Source organism: Pseudomonas sp. AIG (assembly GCF_977020205.1).
The window spans coordinates 73,820-92,874 of the sequence record NZ_CDROCK010000019.1 but is presented as its reverse complement, the minus strand read 5'-3'; the positions used below and the strand labels follow the sequence as shown (position 1 = coordinate 92,874).

The window sequence follows — 19,055 nt, the reverse complement described above, 5'->3', positions numbered from 1 at the left end:
GCAGTGTTACCACCCCCGTGCCGAATTCACCCAGAAGTTCACCGACAGTGAGGTCGACACCGACTCCACCTGATGGAACCAGCCCTCCGGCAAAAACAGCAAATCCCCGGCCTCCAGCGTCACGCGCAGGAATGGCACCTCACGTGCCGCCGGGAAGCGCTCATAGTCCGGTGCATCCGGGTTGAAATCGCAACCGTCCAGCCCACCCTCCGGAGCCGTCGACCAAGTGCCCAGCGCTTCCCGGTGATGCGGGGCGGCGAGGGTGAATTTTTTCTGTCCCCAGACCTGGGCGAACAGATTATCGGTGTCATCGCGGTGCAACGGCGTCAACGTGCCCTTCGGCCCGATCCAGATTCGCGGCGGTATAAACAGCGCGGCATCGAAGTAGGCCGGGTACTGGATCTGTTGCATCAGCGCGGCGGGCAGGATGTTGTTGCCCATGTAGGCCGGCGGTTCGCCGTCCGTCCCTTTTACTGCCGGGCGGTCCAGCGAAGCAATGAAATCGGCCATGGACGTTGAGCGGAAATCACGTTCGGTGGAAAAGGTTTTCTTCACGTAATCGCCGTGGCGGGTGATGCCTTGCAACTCGGCGAAATGCACCAGTGACGCTTCGCGGCTGAGCTTGAACAACGGCCAGTCGTGCAGCGCATGACTGATGATCACCGGAATACCGTTGCGCAAGTAATGGCGTTCGAACTCGGCGACTGACAACTCGCTGCGCGGGCGACGCTCGACAGTGAGTTGGGTCGGCAGGCCACGGGTGAGTCTTTCGCTGAAGCGTGGCGGCGTCGGATAGCGCTTGTTCATGTCGACCTTTTCCACCACCGCACTCCCGTGGCGGGCATGGTCGATGATTTGCGGCAGCAGCGTCGCCAGGCCCATGTTGCCGCCGATCTTCAAGCGACCGCTGGCAAACAGCTCTTCGACATTGGCCGTGCCATGCATGATCCCGACGAAGTCCTGTTGCGCAACTTCGATGGTCACGTCCGGGCTGGCGTGGTGCCCGGCCTCGGTGCGGCTACCGGCCTTGACCTCGGACCAGTAGGCCTGTTGCGGGCCAAAAACGAATTGGAAAACACCTTCGATGCCGACGGCACCGGCATTGGCGAACAGCTTGCCCAGAATGCTCTGCAAGTCCACGGCGAATCCTCGTTATTGGTTTTGGTCTGAACAGTTAACGAGCGCCTGTGGGGGGGGATTTAGCTCGCACCGACTAATTTGTGTGGTCGGCGATCCGTTTCTCTTTACAGACGAATTTTTTTGAGGAAAGTGTGGTGACCCAGCTGACTCTGCTGTGCCTGCCGTATTCCGGTGCCAGTGCGATGGTCTATAGCCGCTGGCGGCCGAAGTTGCCGCAATGGCTGCAACTCAAACCGGTTGAGTTGCCGGGCCGTGGCGCGCGCTTTGATGAGCCGCTCCAGACCGACATGCGCGCTCTGGCGATGCAATTGGCCAAGGAGTTGCAACCCACGCTGAAGACGCCTTATGCGTTGTTCGGTCATAGCCTCGGCGCCTTGCTGGCGTGCGAAATGGCTCATGCCCTGCGTACGTTGGGTTGCCCGGAGCCGGTGGCCCTGTTTGCCTCTGGTACCGCGGCGCCGACGATGCGCCTTGATTACGATCGCGGCTTTGCCGACCCCAAGACCGATGCCGAGTTGATCGATCAGTTGCGCACACTCAATGGCACCAGCGAGGAAGTGCTGGCCAATGCTGAGTTGATGAGCCTGACTTTGCCGATCCTGCGCGCCGATTTCCTGTTGTGCGGCAAGTTCGAGCCGCTGCAGCGACCACTGCTCAATTGCCCGGTGCATGTACTGGGCGGCAAGACCGATCGCGCCACTACCGAGCAATTGATTGGCTGGAGCAAGGAAACCCGCGGCAGCTTTTCGGTGGACATGCTGGCCGGCGGGCACTTCTTCATCCATGAGCACGAAGCGAAAGTGCTCAAGGTGATCAAGGATCAGCTCGACGTACACCACCGCCGCCACACCATGGTCGCGACCGCCTGAACAGCGCATAACCTGTGGGAGCGAGCCTGCTCGCGAAAGCGTCGTCACAGTCGACATTTTCATTGCCTGACATACCGCTTTCGCGAGCAGGCTCGCTCCCACCTTTGATTTGTGCTGCCCGAAAAAGCCCCGCTCTGCCTCCCGCCTGACAGTTGTTCTCAATCGCTAATTTTTCCGTTGTGCATTCGTTTTATAGGGATGACGTGCCTTTGTGCTTCCTGCCTACTGATCCGGATGCTAAGAAATGAATGCTGAAGACTCCCTGAAACTTGCTCGCCGGTTTATCGGGCTGCCCCTGGAAAAGCGCCAGATGTTCCTCGCGGCCTTGCAGAGGGAAGGGGTGGATTTTTCCCGGTTTCCGATCCCCGTTGGCGTTGAGGCCGAGGATCGTCAGGCGCTGTCCTATGCGCAGCAACGCATGTGGTTTCTCTGGCACCTGGATCCGCAGAGCGGCGCTTACAACCTGCCGGCGGCGGTGCGTCTGAGCGGGCGCCTGAATCAGCCGGCGCTGGAGCAGGCGTTTGCCAGCCTGATCGAACGCCACGAAACCCTGCGCACGGTGTTCCAGCAACAGCCCGATGACAGCTTGCTGCAAGTGCCGTTGCAACAACCACTGGATATTCAGCGCATCGACCTCAGTGCCTTGCCGGCGGCCGAGCGCGAAACCCGTGTAGCGGCGGCGGCCGAAGAGCAATCGTTAGTGCCGTTCGATCTGGCCAACGGTCCGCTGTTGCGCGTGCGTCTGCTGCAACTGGCCGAGCAGGAACACGTGCTGCTGCTGACCCTGCATCACATCGTTTCCGATGGCTGGTCGATGAACGTGTTGATCGACGAGTTCTGCCGTTTCTACGATGCCCATGATCAGGGTCGGGTCGCTGAACTGCCGGCGATGACTGTGCAGTACAGCGATTACGCGCTGTGGCAACGGCGTTGGCTGGAGGCGGGTGAACAACAGCGGCAACTCGATTACTGGCTGGCGCAAATGGGTGATGAGCACCCGGTGCTGGAGCTGCCGCTGGACCGTCCGCGCCCGGTCATACCGAGCAATCGCGGGCGTCGCCACGAGCACGTGGTGGACGCGGCGCTGGTCGAGCAGCTGCGCGGTGTGGCGCGCCAACACGGCGTCACGCTGTTCATGCTGCTGCTCGGCACCTTCAATGTTCTGCTGCACCGCTACACCGGGCAGAACGATTTGCGCGTCGGTGTGCCGATTGCCAACCGTAACCGCCGCGAGATCGAAGGTTTGATCGGCTTCTTCGTCAACACTCAGGTGCTGCGCGTACAGCTCGACGGTCAGACCGCATTCGCTGATCTGCTCAGCGCGCTCAAGGAAACCGCGCTCGGTGCCCAGGCGCATCAGGATCTGCCGTTCGAGCGGCTGGTCGAAGCGCTGAAACTGGAACGCAGCCTGAGTTACAACCCGCTGTTCCAGGTGATGTACAACCATCAACCGGAAGTGGCCGACGTCACCACCCTCAAGGTCGGCAGCGGTCTGGAACTGGGCGTGATCGAATGGGAAAGCCGCAGCACCCAGTTCGACCTGAGCCTGGACACCTATGAAAAGGGCGGCCAACTGCACGCCGCGTTCACCTATGCCAGCGACCTGTTCGACGGCGAAACCATCGAGCGCATGGCGCGGCACTGGACGCACGTGCTGCACAGCATCGTCAACGATCCGCTGCAGCGGGTTGGCGAGATCGGTTTGCTGCACGCGCAAGAGTTCGAGCAACTGACACGGGATTGGGGGCGTCACGATACGGTCTGGCCGAGCCAGCGCCCGGTGCACGAACTGTTTGCAGCGCAAGCCGCGCAAACGCCGGATGCCATCGCGCTGATGTTCGACGCTCAGCAACTGACCTATGCACAGCTCAACGCCCGCGCCAACCGTCTGGCCCGTACGTTGCTGGCGCAGGGTGTCGGCCCGGAAGTGCTGGTCGGCGTGGCCGTTGACCGGGGACTGGAGCTGATCGTTGCGATACTCGCCGTGCTCAAGGCTGGCGGCGCGTATGTGCCGCTGGATCCGCAATACCCGCGCGATCGCTTGCTGTGCATGATCGAAGACAGCGGCAGTCGCTTGCTGCTGACCCAAAGCCATTTGCTGGAACGTCTGCCGCTGCCGCACAACGTGCAGAACCTGTGCCTGGATCAGGCCGAGGCTTGGCAGCACGCCGACGAAAGCAATCCGCAGCGCGCGGTGTGGGCGGATAACCTTGCCTACGTGATGTTCACCTCCGGCTCCACCGGCCGCCCGAAAGGCGTCGGCATCAGCCATGGTGCGTTGAGCAGGCATGCCTTTGCCTCGCAGTATTACTACGACTTGAGCGCCGCCGATTGCGCGCTGCAATTTGCCACGTTCAACTTCGATGCCTTTGGCGAACAACTGTTCGGCCCGCTGACCTGCGGCGCCTCGGTGCTGTTGCGCGGCAACGAGGTGTGGGACAGCGAAACCCTGTACCGCAACATCGTCGAGCACGGCGTTACGGTGATGGACTTGACCACCGCCTACTGGAACATGATCGCCAAGGAGTTCGCCGCCGCCGGCCCGCGTGACTACGCCGCGCTGCGTCAGGTACACAGCGGTGGCGAAGCGATGCCGCCGGAAGGTGTGCAGGCCTGGCGTCTGGCCGGGCTGGAGCACGTCAAACTGCTCAATACTTATGGCCCGACCGAAGCCACGGTCACCGCGACCACCCTCGATTGCAGCGATTACGTATTCGGTCGTCAGCCGTTGCCGCTGACCCTGCCGATTGGTCAGCCATTGCCGGGGCGCCATGCCTATCTGCTGGATGCTGACGGTCAGCCGACGCCGATTGGCGTGGTCGGTGAATTGTTGATTGGCGGCGAGTTGCTGGCGCGCGGTTACTTCCAGCGAGCGGACTTGACCGCCGAGCGTTTTATTCCTGATCCGTTTTCCACGACGGGCGCGCGTCTTTACCGTACCGGCGACCTTGCGCGCTTCAACGCCAAAGGCCAGCTCGAATACGTCGGCCGCGTCGACCATCAAGTAAAAATCCGAGGCTTCCGTATCGAGCTGGGCGAAGTCGAAGCGCGCCTGCTGGAACTCGATGCCGTCAAAGAAGCCGTGGTGCTGGCGGTGCAGGGCGGTAGCAGCCTACAACTGGTGGCGTACGTGGTGCCGCAAGACGCCATGGTGGTTTCGGCGTCCAGCGAAGCCCAAGGCGCCAAGCGCGACGCGATCAAAGCGCAACTCAAGGACAGCCTGCCGGATTACATGGTGCCGACGCAGCTGTTGTTCCTCGACGCTTTGCCGCTGAGCCCGAACGGCAAACTCGATCGCAAGGCCTTGCCGGCGCCGGACGCCAGCCAGATGCAGCAGGCCTTTGTGGCGCCGCGCAGTGAGCTGGAACAGAAAATCGCGGCGATCTGGCAGGACGTGCTCAAGCTCGAACAGGTCGGTCTGACCGACAATTTCTTCGAGCTGGGCGGTGACTCGATCATCTCGATTCAAGTGGTCAGCCGTTCGCGTCAGGCCGGGATTCATTTCAGCCCCCGCGACCTGTTCCAGCACCAGACTGTGCAAGGTCTGGCCAGCGTCGCCCGGCAAGGCAACCTCGCTGTGAGCATCGATCAAGGCCCGGTCATCGGTGAGCTGCTGTTGCTGCCGATCCAGCAGACCTTCTTCGCTGAAGACATTCCCCAGCGTCATCACTGGAACCAGGCGGTGCTGCTGCGCAGTCATCAAGTTCTGGATGCCGAGGCGCTGTTGCAAGCGCTGAATGCCTTACTGGTGCAGCACGATGCTTTGCGTTCGCGCTTCGTCGAAAGCGCTGAGGGTTGGCGTGCAGAAGTGGCGCCGGTCGCGGCGGATCCTGAGCTGTTGTGGACGGCTGACCGTCTCGACGCTGATGATCTGCAAGCGCTATACGCCAAGGCCCAGCAAAGCCTGAACCTGCAAAACGGCCCACTGTTGCGCGCGGTACTGGCGACCGTCGCTGATGGCAGTCAGCGTCTATTGCTGGCCGTGCATCACTTGGCGGTAGACGGTGTTTCGTGGCGGATTCTGCTCGAGGATTTGCAACAGGCTTATCAGCAAGCAGTGCAAGGCACGAGCATCAAACTGCCGGCCAAGACCCGTTCGTACAAGGCCTGGGGCGAGCATCTGCAAGCCTATGCCGCGACTGACGCGGTGCAGGCCGAGTTGCGTTTCTGGCAGCAGCAACTCGACGGCGCGGCGCTGGATCTGCCGTGCGACAACCCGCAGGGCAGCCGGCAAAGTCGCCACGCTCAAGTGCTGCACAGCCGCCTCGACACAACCTTCACCCGCCAACTGCTGCAACAGGCACCGGCGGCGTATCGCACCCAGGTCAACGACCTGCTGCTGACCGCACTGGCGCGGGTGATCTGCCGCTGGAGCGGGCATGCCGACACGCTGATTCAACTGGAAGGTCACGGTCGTGAAGACCTGTTCGACGACGTCGATCTGACCCGCACCGTCGGCTGGTTCACCAGCCTGTTCCCGGTGCGCCTGACCCCGGTGGAATCGCTGCCGGGCGCGATCAAACAGATCAAGGAGCAACTGCGCGCGATCCCCAACAAGGGCATCGGTTTTGGTCTGCTGCGCTACCTTGGCGACGCGTCGGCGCAGGCCTCGCTCAAAGCGCTGCCAGTGCCGCGCATCACCTTCAACTACCTCGGCCAGTTCGACGGCAGTTTCGATGCCGAGGAGGGCGCACTGTTCAGCCCGGCCGGTGAACGTGGCGGGCTCGAGCAGAATCCGGACGCGCCGCTGGACAATTGGCTGGGCGTCGAAGGCCAGGTCTACGACGGTGAACTGGATCTGCGCTGGACCTTCAGCCGCGAACAGTTCAACGAGGCGACCATCGCTCGTCTGGCTGACGAATACGCCGCTGAACTGCAAGCGCTGATCAGCCATTGCTGCGAGCCGCAATCGATGGGTGTTACGCCGTCGGACTTCCCGCTGGCGCACATCGCCCAGGCACAACTGGACGCAATCCCGGTCGCCGCTGCCGGTATCGAAGACATCTATCCGCTGTCGCCAATGCAGCAGGGCATGCTGTTCCACACCTTGTACGAGCAGGGCAGCGGCACTTATATCAATCAGCTCTGTGTCGATGTCGACGGCCTCGATCCCGAGCGTTTCCGCGCCGCGTGGCAGGCGACCATGGACGCCCATGACATCCTGCGCAGTGGCTTTGTCTGGCAGGGCGAACTGCAGGAACAACTGCAGATCATCCATCGCCGTCTCGAATTGCCGTACACGCTGCTTGATTGGCGCGCGCGCGCCGACATCGCTCAGGCGCTCAAGGATTTCACCGCTGCCGATCTGGCGCAGGGCTTCGATTTGACCGAGGCCGGCCTGCTGCGCGTGACGCTGATTCAAATCGCTGATCAGCGTCATCACTTGATCTTCACCAACCATCACATCCTCATGGACGGCTGGAGCAGCGCGCAGATGCTCGGCGAAGTGCTGCAGCGTTATGCCGGCCAGCAACCGCCGCGTCCGCTGAGCCGTTACGCCGATTACATCCAGTGGCTGCAACGTCAGGACGGTGCCGTCAGCGAAGCGTTCTGGCTGGCGCAACTGGCCGACTTCCACGAGCCGACCGTGCTGGCGCAAGCCGCTGCGGGTGGCGGTGAAGTGCGTGCCGAGCGCGGTCATGCGCTCACCCATTACCAGCTCGACGCACCGCGCACGCAACGCCTGAACGAGTTCGCCCGGCAGCAGAAAGTCACCGCCAATACCTTGGTGCAAGCCGCGTGGTTGCTGCTGTTGCAGCGTTACACCGGCAGTGCTTGCGTGGCGTTCGGCACCACCGTCGCCGGGCGTCCGGCGGAACTGGTCGGCATCGAGCAGCAAGTCGGCCTGTTCATCAACACCTTGCCGGTAATTGCCGGTTCGCGTCCGGATCAAAGCGTTGCCGCGTGGCTGGCGGCGGTGCAGGCGCAGAACCTCAGCCTGCGCGAGTTCGAGCACACGCCGCTGGCGAACATTCAGCGTTGGGCCGGGCAGGGCGGCGAGTCGTTGTTCGACACGCTGCTGGTGTTCGAGAACTTCCCGATTTCCGAGGCGCTGCAACACGGCACTGCGCAAGGCGTGGTGTTCGGCGAAGTGGCCAACCAGGATCAGACTCACTACCCACTGACCCTGGGCGTGACGCTGGGCGAAACCCTGGCGCTGCACATGAGCTTTGATCAGGCGCATTTCAGTGTCACGACTGTCGAGCGTCTCAGCGCGCAACTGCTGCATCTGCTGGAGCAATTCGCCGAATCTGCCGAGCGTCGTCTCGGTGAAATTGCCTTGGCAACGGCGGAGGAACACACCCGGCAGATCCTCGAAAATCAACCGCAGGCCTACCCGGTCGATCTCGCCGTACATCAGCGTTATGCGCGACTGGCGGCGCAACAGCCGGATCGCACCGCGGTCATTTTCGACGGCAAGCATTTCAGCTACGGCGACATCGACGCCCGTGCCAACCGTCTCGCCCATGAGCTGGTGGCGCGTGGCGTTGGCGCCGAAGTGCGCGTCGGTGTCGCGCTGCCGCGCAGTGAAGGTTTGATTGTCGCGCTGCTGGCGGTGCTCAAGGCCGGTGGCGCCTATGTGCCGCTGGACACCAGTTACCCGCGTGAGCGTCTGGCCTACCTGATGCAGGATTGCGGTCTGGCGCTGCTACTGACCGATTCGCGAGTGACGGCGCAATTGCCGATCGCTGACACACTGACCGTGCTGGAACTCGATCACCTCGACCTGCGCGCGCATTCGGCGCAGGCACCTGCCGTGGTGCTGGATCCGCACAACCTTGCCTACGTGATTTACACCTCGGGTTCCACCGGCAACCCGAAAGGTGTCAGCGTCAGTCACGGCCCGCTGGCCATGCACTGCCTGGCGATCGGCGAGCGTTACGAAATGCGCGACAGCGATTGCGAATTCCACTTCATGTCGTTCGCTTTCGACGGCGCCCACGAGCGCTGGCTGACCAGCCTGACCCACGGCGGCTCGCTGCTGATTCGCGACGACAGCCTGTGGACACCCGAGCAAACCTACAACGCGATGATCGAACACGGCGTGACCGTGGTCGCGTTCCCGCCGGTGTACCTGCAACAACTGGCCGAGCACGCCGAACGTGTCGGCAATCCACCGAAGGTGCGTATCTACTGCTTCGGCGGTGATGCGGTGCCGAACGCCAGTTTCGAGCGGGTCAAGCGTGCACTGAATCCCGAGTACATCATCAATGGCTACGGCCCGACCGAAACCGTGGTCACGCCATTGATCTGGAAGGCCGGTCGCGACGAACCGTGTGGCGCCGCGTATGCGCCAATCGGCAGCCGTATCGGTGACCGCAGCGCCTATGTGCTGGACGCCGATCTGAACCTGTTGCCGCAAGGCATGGCCGGTGAGCTGTATCTGGGCGGCAGCGGCGTGGCGCGGGGTTATCTGAACCGTCCGGCGATGACCGCCGAGCGGTTTGTCGCCGACCCGTTCAGCCGCAGCGGTGGCGTGCTCTATCGCACCGGCGACCTGGTGCGTCAGCGTGTCGATGGCACGTTCGACTACCTCGAACGGATCGACAATCAAGTGAAAATCCGTGGCTTCCGCATCGAACTGGGCGAGATCGAAGCCCGTCTGCAAGCCCTCGACGACGTGCGCGAGGCGGTGGTCGTGGCGCAGGAAAGTGCCGGCAGCAAACGCTTGGTCGCGTACGTGGTCAGCGATTCGCCGCGGGCAGATTTCGCCGAGCAACTGCGCGAACAACTCAAGGTCACGCTGCCGGCACACATGGTGCCGGCTTACGTGTTGCGTCTGGAGCGCATGCCACTGACGCCGAACGGCAAACTGGATCGCAAGAACTTGCCCAAGCCGGATGTCAGTCAATTGCAGCAAGTATATGTCGCGCCGCAAAGCGCGCTGGAGCAGCAACTGGCGACGATCTGGCAGGACGTGCTGAAGCTGGAACGCGTGGGTCTCAGTGACAATTTCTTCGAGCTGGGCGGCGACTCGATCATCTCGATTCAAGTGGTCAGCCGTGCCCGTCAGGGCGGTTTGCGCTTCACCCCGAAAGATCTGTTCCAGCACCAGACTATTCAGGCGCTGGCCACCGTGGTGCAAACCGGCGAGCCGCTGCAACTGATCGATCAGCAACCAGTGACTGGCGACACCGCGCTGCTGCCGATTCATCAGTGGTTCTTCGCTCAGCCGATTCCCGATCGTCATCACTGGAACCAGTCGGTGATGCTCAAACCGTCGCAAGCGCTGGACGCGCAGGTGCTGGAGCAGGCACTGGATGCGCTGGTGGTGCATCACGACAGCCTGCGACTGAATTTTGCCGAGCAGGCGCAGGGCTGGTCGGCGCAGTACCGCGATGTCGCGACGCAAGCAGGGGAAACCATTGTGTGGCAGGTCGAGGTCGCTGATCTGGCGGCACTTGAGGTGTTGGGCAATCAGGCCCAGCGCAGCTTGCAACTGAGCGGCGGATCGCTGATCCGCGCGGTGCTGGCCAATCTCGCCGATGGCACTCAACGCTTGTTATTGGTGGTTCACCACTTGGTGGTCGACGGCGTGTCGTGGCGGATTCTGTTCGACGATCTGCAAAGCGCTTATCGGCAGATTCAGTCGGGTGCGGCCGTGCAATTGCCGGCCAAAACCAGTGCCGTCAAAGCCTGGGCCGAAGCACTGCAAGACTATGCCGCCAGCGCGCCGTTGCAGGCGGAGCTGGGCTTCTGGCAACAACAACTGCAAGGTGCCTCGAGCGAGTTGCCGTGCGATAACCCGCAAGGTGCTCAGCAACACAACCAGGCGCAATCGATCCGCACGCAACTGGACAAAACCCTGACCCGGCAGCTGTTGCAGGAAGCGCCGGCGGCCTACCGCACGCAAGTCAACGACCTGTTGTTGACCGCACTGGCGCGAGTGATGGTGCGCTGGACCGGTGACGACAGTGTGCTGGTGCAACTGGAAGGTCATGGTCGCGAAGACTTGTTCGATAATGTCGATCTGACCCGCACCGTCGGCTGGTTCACCAGTGTGTTCCCGGCCCGTTTGGTGCCGGTCGCCGACCTCGGCGCTTCGCTGAAACAGATCAAGGAACAACTGCGCGCGATCCCCAACAGAGGCATCGGTTTCGGTGCGCTCGCGCACCTTGGCGACGCGTCTGCACGGCAAGCGCTGCAAGCCTTGCCGAAGCCGCGCCTGACCTTCAACTACCTCGGGCAGTTCGACGGCAGCTTCGAGGCTGGCGACGAGGCCTTGTTCGTGCCGACCAGCGAGTCCGGCGGCGAAGAGGTGAACATGGCAGGCCCGTTGGGCAGCCCGTTGGCGCTCGACGGCAAAGTGTTCGGCGGTGAGCTTGATCTGAGCTGGACGTTCAGCCGTGAGATGTTCAACCCGGCGACGATCCAGCGTCTGGCCGACGATTACCTGCAGGAACTCACTACGCTGATCGCGCATTGCTGCGACAGCGCCAACCGTGGCGTGACCCCTTCGGACTTCCCGCTGGCGACGCTGACGCAGGCGCAACTGGACGTGTTGGTGCCACAGCCGCCAACCGTCGACGACATCTACCCGCTGTCGCCGATGCAGCAGGGCATGCTGTTCCACACCTTGCTTGAACAGGGCGGTGGCGACTACGTCAACCAGATGCGTCTGGACGTTGACGGCGTCGATCCGCAGCGTTTCCGCGCGGCGTGGCAAGCAGTGGTCGATGCTCATGACATTCTGCGCACAGGCTTTTTCTGGCAGGGCGATCTGCCGCAACCGGTGCAAGTGGTGCAGCGTCATCTCGACGTGCCGTTCCGAATTCTCGACTGGAGCGCGCAGCCGGACCTGGACGCCGCGCTGCAAAAACTCGCTGATGAGGAGCGTGCGCAAGGTCTGGATCTGACCGCTGCACCGCTGATGCGTCTGGTCCTGGTGCGTACTGCTGCTGACCGTCATCACCTGATCTACACCAACCATCACATCCTCATGGACGGTTGGAGCAGCGCGCAGTTGCTCGGCGAAGTGCTGCAGCATTACAGCGGTGAAGCGGTGGCCCGGTCGAGTGGGCGTTATCGCGATTACATTGGCTGGTTGCAGCGTCAGGATGCTGCGCTGGCGCAAGGGTATTGGCAGGCCGCGCTGGCCGATCTGCAAGAACCGACACGTCTGGCCCACGCTATCGCTAAACCGCACGACCATCACGCGGTGGTCGGTTACGGCGATCATTTCCAGACGCTCGACGCTGATCTGACCCGACGTCTGGGCGAGTTCGCCCGTGCTTCGAAAGTCACCGTCAACACGCTGGTGCAAGCCGCATGGTTGTTGCTGTTGCAGCGCTACACCGGCAAGGATTGCGTGGCGTTCGGCGCCACGGTTGCCGGGCGTCCGGCGGATCTGCCGGGGGCCGAACAGCAGATTGGCCTGTTCATCAACACCCTGCCAGTGATTGCTGCGCCACAACCGCAACAACGTCTGGCGGCGTGGCTGCAAGCGGTGCAGGCGCAGAACCTGCAACTGCGCGAATTCGAGCACACGCCACTGGCGGATATCCAACGCTGGGCCGGGCAGGGCGGTGACGCGCTGTTCGACAGCCTGATGGTGTTCGAGAACTACCCGATTGCCGAGGCACTGGCGCAGGGCGCGCCGCAAGGTCTGCGTTTCGGTCCGGTCATCAACCATGAACAAACCAACTATCCGTTGACGCTGCTGGTGCACATGGGCGCTGAGCTTTCGGTGCATTTCAGCTACCAGCGCGACTGCTTTGCAGGCACCAGCGTGGCGCAGTTGGGCGTGCACCTTGAGCATTTGTTGAGCCAGATGACCGAGGTGGGTGAATGCTCGCTCAGCGAGTTGACGCTGATTGAGCAAGCAGCAACCGTTGCCAGCGAATTCGCTACAGAGCTGTGCATTCATCAAGGCATTGCCCACCAAGTCGCTTCGACGCCGGATGCACTGGCCGTGACTTTTGGCACTGTGCAACTGACGTACGCGCAACTGGACGCACAGGCCAACCGTCTGGCGCACAAACTGATCGAACTCGGTGTTGGCCCGGAAGTGCGGGTGGGCGTGGCGATGCCACGTTCCGAACAGTTGCTGGTTGCCCTGTTGGCCGTGCTCAAGGCGGGCGGCGCCTACGTGCCGCTGGACCCGGACTACCCCCCCGATCGCGTCGCCTACATGCTTGAAGACAGCCGTGCGCGGGTGCTCCTGACCGAGCAAGTCGTTGCGCAGACGCTGAGCGTGCCAGGTGGTACTCAAACGCTGCTGATGGATCAACAGGGGCTGGATGCCTGGCCGGCTCACGCGCCGCAAACGACGGTGCAAGCAGATAACCTTGCCTATGTGATCTACACCTCCGGCTCCACCGGCAAGCCGAAAGGCGTGGCCATCGCCCATCGCAACGTCATGGCGTTGATCGACTGGTCGGCCAAGGTCTATGGCCGCGACGACATCCAGGGTGTGCTGGCTTCGACCTCGGTGTGCTTCGACCTGTCGGTGTGGGAGTTGTTTGTCACGTTGGCCAATGGTGGCTCGCTGATCATCGCGCGCAATGCACTGGAGCTGCCGCAGTTGCCGGCGCGCGACAGCGTGCGTTTGATCAACACCGTGCCGTCGGCCATCGCTGCGCTGCAACGCGCCGGGCAGATTCCACCGAGCGTGCGCATCATCAATCTGGCTGGCGAGCCGCTCAAGCAAGGGCTGGTTGACGCTTTGTATGAGCAGTCGACGGTCGCGCACGTTTACGACCTGTACGGCCCGTCGGAAGACACCACCTATTCGACCTGGACCCGCCGCAATGCCGGTGGCCAGGCGCGCATTGGTCGTGCCCTCGACCACAGCGCCAGCCATCTGCTCGACGCCGATCTGCAAGCGGTGCCACAAGGGGTTTCAGCTGAGCTGTACTTGTCCGGCGCCGGCATCACGCGCGGTTATCTGGGGCGTGCGGCGATGACCGCCGAGCGCTTTGTGCCGAACCCGTTCGTCGGCCATGGCGAGCGCATGTACCGCACCGGCGACCTGATTCGCCAGCGTGAAGACAGCGATCTGGAGTACATGGGGCGCATCGACCATCAGGTGAAAATTCGTGGATTCCGCATCGAACTGGGGGAGATCGAGGCGCGATTGCTCGCTCAAGCCGAGGTTACCGAGGCGGCGGTGCTCGCCGTCGACAGCGCCACCGGCGCGCAACTGGTGGCCTATGTGGTCGCCCCGGCACTGGATCTGTACGACGGCGAAGCGCAACGGCAACTGCGCGACGGACTAAAGACTGGCCTCAAGTCTTCGTTACCTGACTACATGATTCCCGCGCACCTGCTGTTCCTTGAGCAGTTGCCACTGACCCCCAACGGCAAACTCGACCGCAAGGCCCTGCCAGCGGTGGATGCCAGCCAGATGCAGGCCGCGTACGTCGCGCCGCAGAGTGAGCTTGAGCAGCAGGTCGCGGCGATCTGGCAGCAAGTGCTCGACGTCGAACGCATCGGTCTCAACGATCACTTCTTCGAACTGGGCGGGCACTCGCTGCTGGCGGTCAACGTGGTGTCGCGCATCGCCCTCGAACTGGGCCTGACGCTGACCCCGCAACTGTTATTCCAGCACCCCGTCCTGAGTGACTTTGTCGCTCGACTCGATACAGGAGGCGGGGCAATCAACGAACAGAAACTGAGCAAGCTGGAAGCCCTGCTTGACGATATGGAGGAAGTCTGATGGACAAGAGTGTTGCTTTGAGGGTTGCCAAGCGCTTTATCACTCTGCCGCTGGACAAACGTAAGCTGTACCTGGAAAAGATGCTCGAAGAGGGCGTCTCGCCGGCCAACCTGCCGATTCCGCAAACGCGCAGCGGCTTTGCGGCGATCCCGCTGTCCTATGCCCAGGAACGTCAATTGTTCCTGTGGCAGATGGATCCGCACAGCAGCGCTTACCACATTCCCAGTGCGCTGCGTCTGAAGGGGCGTCTCGATGTCGCGGCGCTGGAGCGCAGCTTCAATGCCTTGGTCGCGCGTCACGAAAGCTTGCGTACGACATTCACCGAGCAGGGCGAGACGTTCTGTCAGGTGATCCATCCGCAGATGCCGTTGAGCATCCGTGTCGAGCCGTTGCCGCAAGGCCTGGGCGCCGAAGGTGTCGAAGCCTGCATCAAGGCGTTCGTCGAAGCGCAAACGTCGCGTCCGTTCAACTTGCAGCAAGGGCCGTTGCTGCGCGTGTCGCTGCTGAAAGTCGCGGAAGACGATCACGTGCTGGCGCTGATTCAGCACCACATCATCTCCGATGGCTGGTCGATGCAGGTGTTGGTCGGCGAGTTGATCCAGCATTACGCCGCCGACACCAGCGGCCAGTCGCTGACCCTGCCGGAACTGGACGTGCAATACGCCGACTACGCGATCTGGCAGCGCCACTGGCTGGAAGCCGGTGAGCGTGAGCGTCAGTTGGCTTACTGGGTCAAGACCCTGGGCAGCGAGCAAGCGGTGCTGGAGTTGCCGATCGATCAGCCGCGCCCGGCCGTGCAAAGTTTCCGCGGGGCGCGCCTCGACCTGCAATTGCCGCCGGCGCTGGGCGATGCGCTCAAGCAACTGGCGCAACGTGAGGGTGCGAGCCTGTTCATGGTCTTGCTGGCGTCGTTCCAGGCCTTGCTGCACCGCTACAGCGGTCAGTCGCACATTCGTGTCGGCGTGCCGACAGCCAACCGCAACCGGGTGGAAACCGAAGGCCTGATTGGCTTCTTCGTCAACACCCAAGTGCTCAGCGCCGAGGTTCACGGGCAACTGCCGTTCAATCAGTTGCTGGCTCAGGTCAAGCAATCGGCGATGGCGGCTCAAGCGCATCAGGATTTGCCGTTCGAGCAACTGATCGAAGCGCTGCAACCGGAGCGCAGCCTGAGCCACAGCCCGTTGTTCCAGGTGATGTACAACCATCAGGCGGTCAACGACCAGACCCAACGTCAGAGCCAGATGCAGTTGCCGCAACTGAGCGTCGAGGACATTGTCTGGGAAGGCCGCACGGCGCAATTCGACCTGACGCTGGGCACGTACGAGTCCAGCACAGGCGTGGCGGCAGAGCTGACGTACGCTACCGATCTGTTCAAACCTGAAACCATCGAGCGTCTGGCGCGGCACTGGCAGAACCTGCTGCAAGGCATTGTGGCCGCGCCAACCCGGCGCATTGGCGAATTGCCGCTGCTGGACGACCGCGAGCACGACGTGCTGTTGCAAGACTGGTTCCGCGTCGCTGATCACACCGCGCAAGCCGAATGCGTGCAACAGGCCTTTGCCTTGCAGGCGCAACAAACCCCGGACGCCAGCGCACTGATCATCGGCGAAGTTGTGCTGACCTATGGCGAGCTGGAGGCCCGCGCCAATCAACTCGCGCACAAGCTGATCGAAGAGGGCGTCGGCCCGGATCGTCTGGTCGGCATTGCGGTCGAGCGCAGCGTGGAAATGATCGTTGGCCTGCTGGCGATCCTCAAGGCCGGCGGCGCGTATGTGCCGCTGGACCCGGCGTACCCGGAAGATCGTCTGGCCTACATGATCGAGGACAGCGGCCTGCAATTGCTGCTGACCCAAGCGCACCTGCAGACGCAATTGCCGATCCCGGCGGGCGTGCAGACGCTGCTGCTGGATCAGCCACAGGGCTGGCTGGCGGCTTATCCGCAGACCGCACCGAACGTTGCCATCAATGGCGAGCATCTGGCTTATACGATCTACACCTCCGGCTCCACCGGTAAACCCAAAGGCGTGATGGTGCGTCATGCGGCGCTGAGCAACTTCGTCGCGAGCATGATCAAACAGCCGGGTATCGCGGCGTCGGACCGCATGCTGTCGCTGACCACGTTTTCGTTCGATATTTTTGGCCTGGAACTCTACGGCCCGCTGCTCGCGGGTGCCTGTGTGGTGCTGACCGGCAAAGACGTGCATCAGGACCCGCAAGCGGTGCTGGAGCTGATCGAGCGTCACGCCGTCAGCATTCTGCAAGCCACGCCGTCGACCTGGCGCATGCTGCTCGACAACGAACACGCGGCGATTCTCGATGGCCGCACGTTCCTGTGTGGCGGTGAAGCGCTGCCGCAGGAACTGGCCCACCGCATGCTGGCGCTGACGCCGAGCGTGTGGAACCTCTATGGCCCGACCGAAACCACTATCTGGTCGGCGCAACATGCACTCAGTGCGGACAACAGCCGCCCGTTCCTCGGCACGCCGATCGATAACACGGGCTTGTACATTCTCGGTAGTGACCTTGAGCTCAATCCGCTCGGCGCGCCGGGTGAATTGCTCATCGGTGGCGAAGGCCTGGCGCGCGGTTACTTCCAGCGTCCGAGCCTGACTGCCGAACGATTTGTACCGGATCCGTTCGCGAAAAATGGTGCGCGTCTGTACCGCACCGGCGACCTGACACGCTACCGCGCAGAAGGCGTGATCGAGTACATCGGTCGTATCGACCATCAGGTGAAGATTCGCGGTTTCCGTATCGAGCTCGGCGAAATCGAAGCGCGCCTCCTGGCACTGGACAGCGTGCGCGAAACCGTCGTGGTCGCGCAGGACGGCCCGACCGGTCCGCAGCTGGTGGGCTACGTTGTGCCATCCGCCAGCGATGTTCCGGACGCCGATTTGCGTGCTGCGCTCAAGGCCAGCCTCAAGGCTGAACTGCCGGAATACATGGTGCCCGCGCACTTGCTGTTCCTCGCGCAATTGCCGCTGACCCCCAACGGCAAAGTCGATCGCAAAGCCTTGCCGGCCCCGGATGCCAACCAGTTGCAGTCGACCTATGTCGCCCCGCAAACCGCTACCCAGCACACGGTTGCCGAGATCTGGCAAGCGGTGCTCAAACTTGAGCAGGTCGGCCTGAGCGACAACTTCTTCGAGCTGGGCGGCCACTCGCTGCTGGTCACGCAAGTGGTCTCGCGGGTGCGCCAGGCGCTCAACGTACAAGTGCCGCTGCGGACCTTGTTCGAACACAGCACGCTGATCGATTTCGTCGCGGCACTGGGTGTCGAACAGGCGCAGCAACAACCGCCGATTGTCGCGTTGCCGCGTCTGCAACCGCTGGCGCTTTCGTATGCGCAGGAACGCCAATGGTTCCTCTGGCAACTGGAGCCGACCAGCACCGCCTATCACGTCCCGGCCGCGCTGCGTCTGCGTGGCGAGCTGGATCTGCCGGCGTTGCAACGCAGCTTCGATGCCTTGATCGCGCGTCATGAATCCCTGCGCACCTGCTTCGTTGAAGAACAGGGCCAGACACTGCAAGTGATTCAGGCCGAGGCGACGCTGGATCTGCAGGTGCAGAATGTCGGCAATGTCGATGAGTCTGCCTTGCAGGCGCTGGTGGCTGAAGAAACCCTGCATCTGTTCAATCTGCAGCAAGGCCCGTTGCTGCGGGTCAAGCTGCTGCGTCTGGCCGCCGATGACCATGCGCTGATCATCACCTTGCACCACATCGTTGCCGATGGCTGGTCGATGAGCATCATGGTCGACGAACTGGTCGCCCTGTATGCCGCCCACAGTCAAGGCCAGACGGCCAGGTTGCCAGCGTTGCCGGTGCAATACGCCGATTACGCGGTGTGGCAGCGCCAGTGGATGGACGCCGGCGAGCGTGAGCGGCAATTGAATTACTGGACGGCGCAGTTGGGGGACGGCGACCAGCCGCTGCTGGAACTGCCGACTGACCGTCCGCGTCCGGCCGAGCAAAGCTATCGCGGCGCCCGTCAGGACATTGCGTTGAGCGCTGAACTGGCGGCTGGCCTCAAAGCACTGGCACAGCGTGAAAACGTCACCCTGTTTGCGCTGTTGCTGGCGTCGTTCCAGACCGTTTTGCACCGTTACAGCGGTCAGGCCGATATTCGCGTCGGCGTCCCCGTGGCCAACCGCAACCGGGTCGAGACCGAAGGCCTGATCGGCTTCTTCGTCAACACGCAGGTGCTCAAGGCCGAATTCGACAGTCAGCAGACGTTCCGCAGCCTGTTGCAACAAGTGAAAAATACCGTGCTCGGCGCCCAGGCCCATCAGGATCTGCCGTTCGAGCAATTAGTCGATGCACTGCAGCCGCAGCGCAGCCTGAGCCACAGCCCGTTGTTCCAGGTGTTGCACAACCATCAAAGCCAGACT

Annotated in this window: 4 protein-coding genes (1 of these 4 cut by a window edge); 3 read left to right on the top strand and 1 reads right to left on the bottom strand. The window is 62.4% G+C overall.

Translation table 11 applies throughout. The features are described from left to right. Positions 1-6 precede the first annotated feature (6 nt). Complete coding sequence (locus ACWR1S_RS13435; RefSeq protein WP_454563829.1) at positions 7-1,140, bottom strand: cupin-like domain-containing protein; 1,134 nt, start codon at positions 1,138-1,140, stop codon at positions 7-9. Between the two features lie 131 nt (positions 1,141-1,271). On the opposite strand from ACWR1S_RS13435, the gene ACWR1S_RS13430 reads away from it, so the two are divergent. The 3 genes from ACWR1S_RS13430 to ACWR1S_RS13420 all read left to right on the top strand — a co-directional run. Further along, entirely contained in the window at positions 1,272-2,009 is a 738-nt protein-coding gene (locus tag ACWR1S_RS13430) for a thioesterase II family protein (protein ID WP_454563828.1), read from the top strand. Between the two features lie 244 nt (positions 2,010-2,253). Beyond that, a complete protein-coding gene (locus ACWR1S_RS13425; protein ID WP_454563827.1) occupies positions 2,254-14,667 on the top strand; it encodes a non-ribosomal peptide synthase/polyketide synthase in 12,414 nt (4,137 codons plus the stop codon). Continuing rightward, a protein-coding gene (locus ACWR1S_RS13420; protein ID WP_454563826.1) for a non-ribosomal peptide synthase/polyketide synthase crosses the window boundary here: on the top strand, positions 14,667-19,055 show its beginning. The gene runs 9,195 nt beyond the window's last position; only the first 4,389 of its 13,584 coding nucleotides appear in the window; the start codon lies at positions 14,667-14,669; its stop codon lies off the right edge, out of view. Before ACWR1S_RS13425 ends, ACWR1S_RS13420 begins: the two co-directional genes overlap by 1 nt.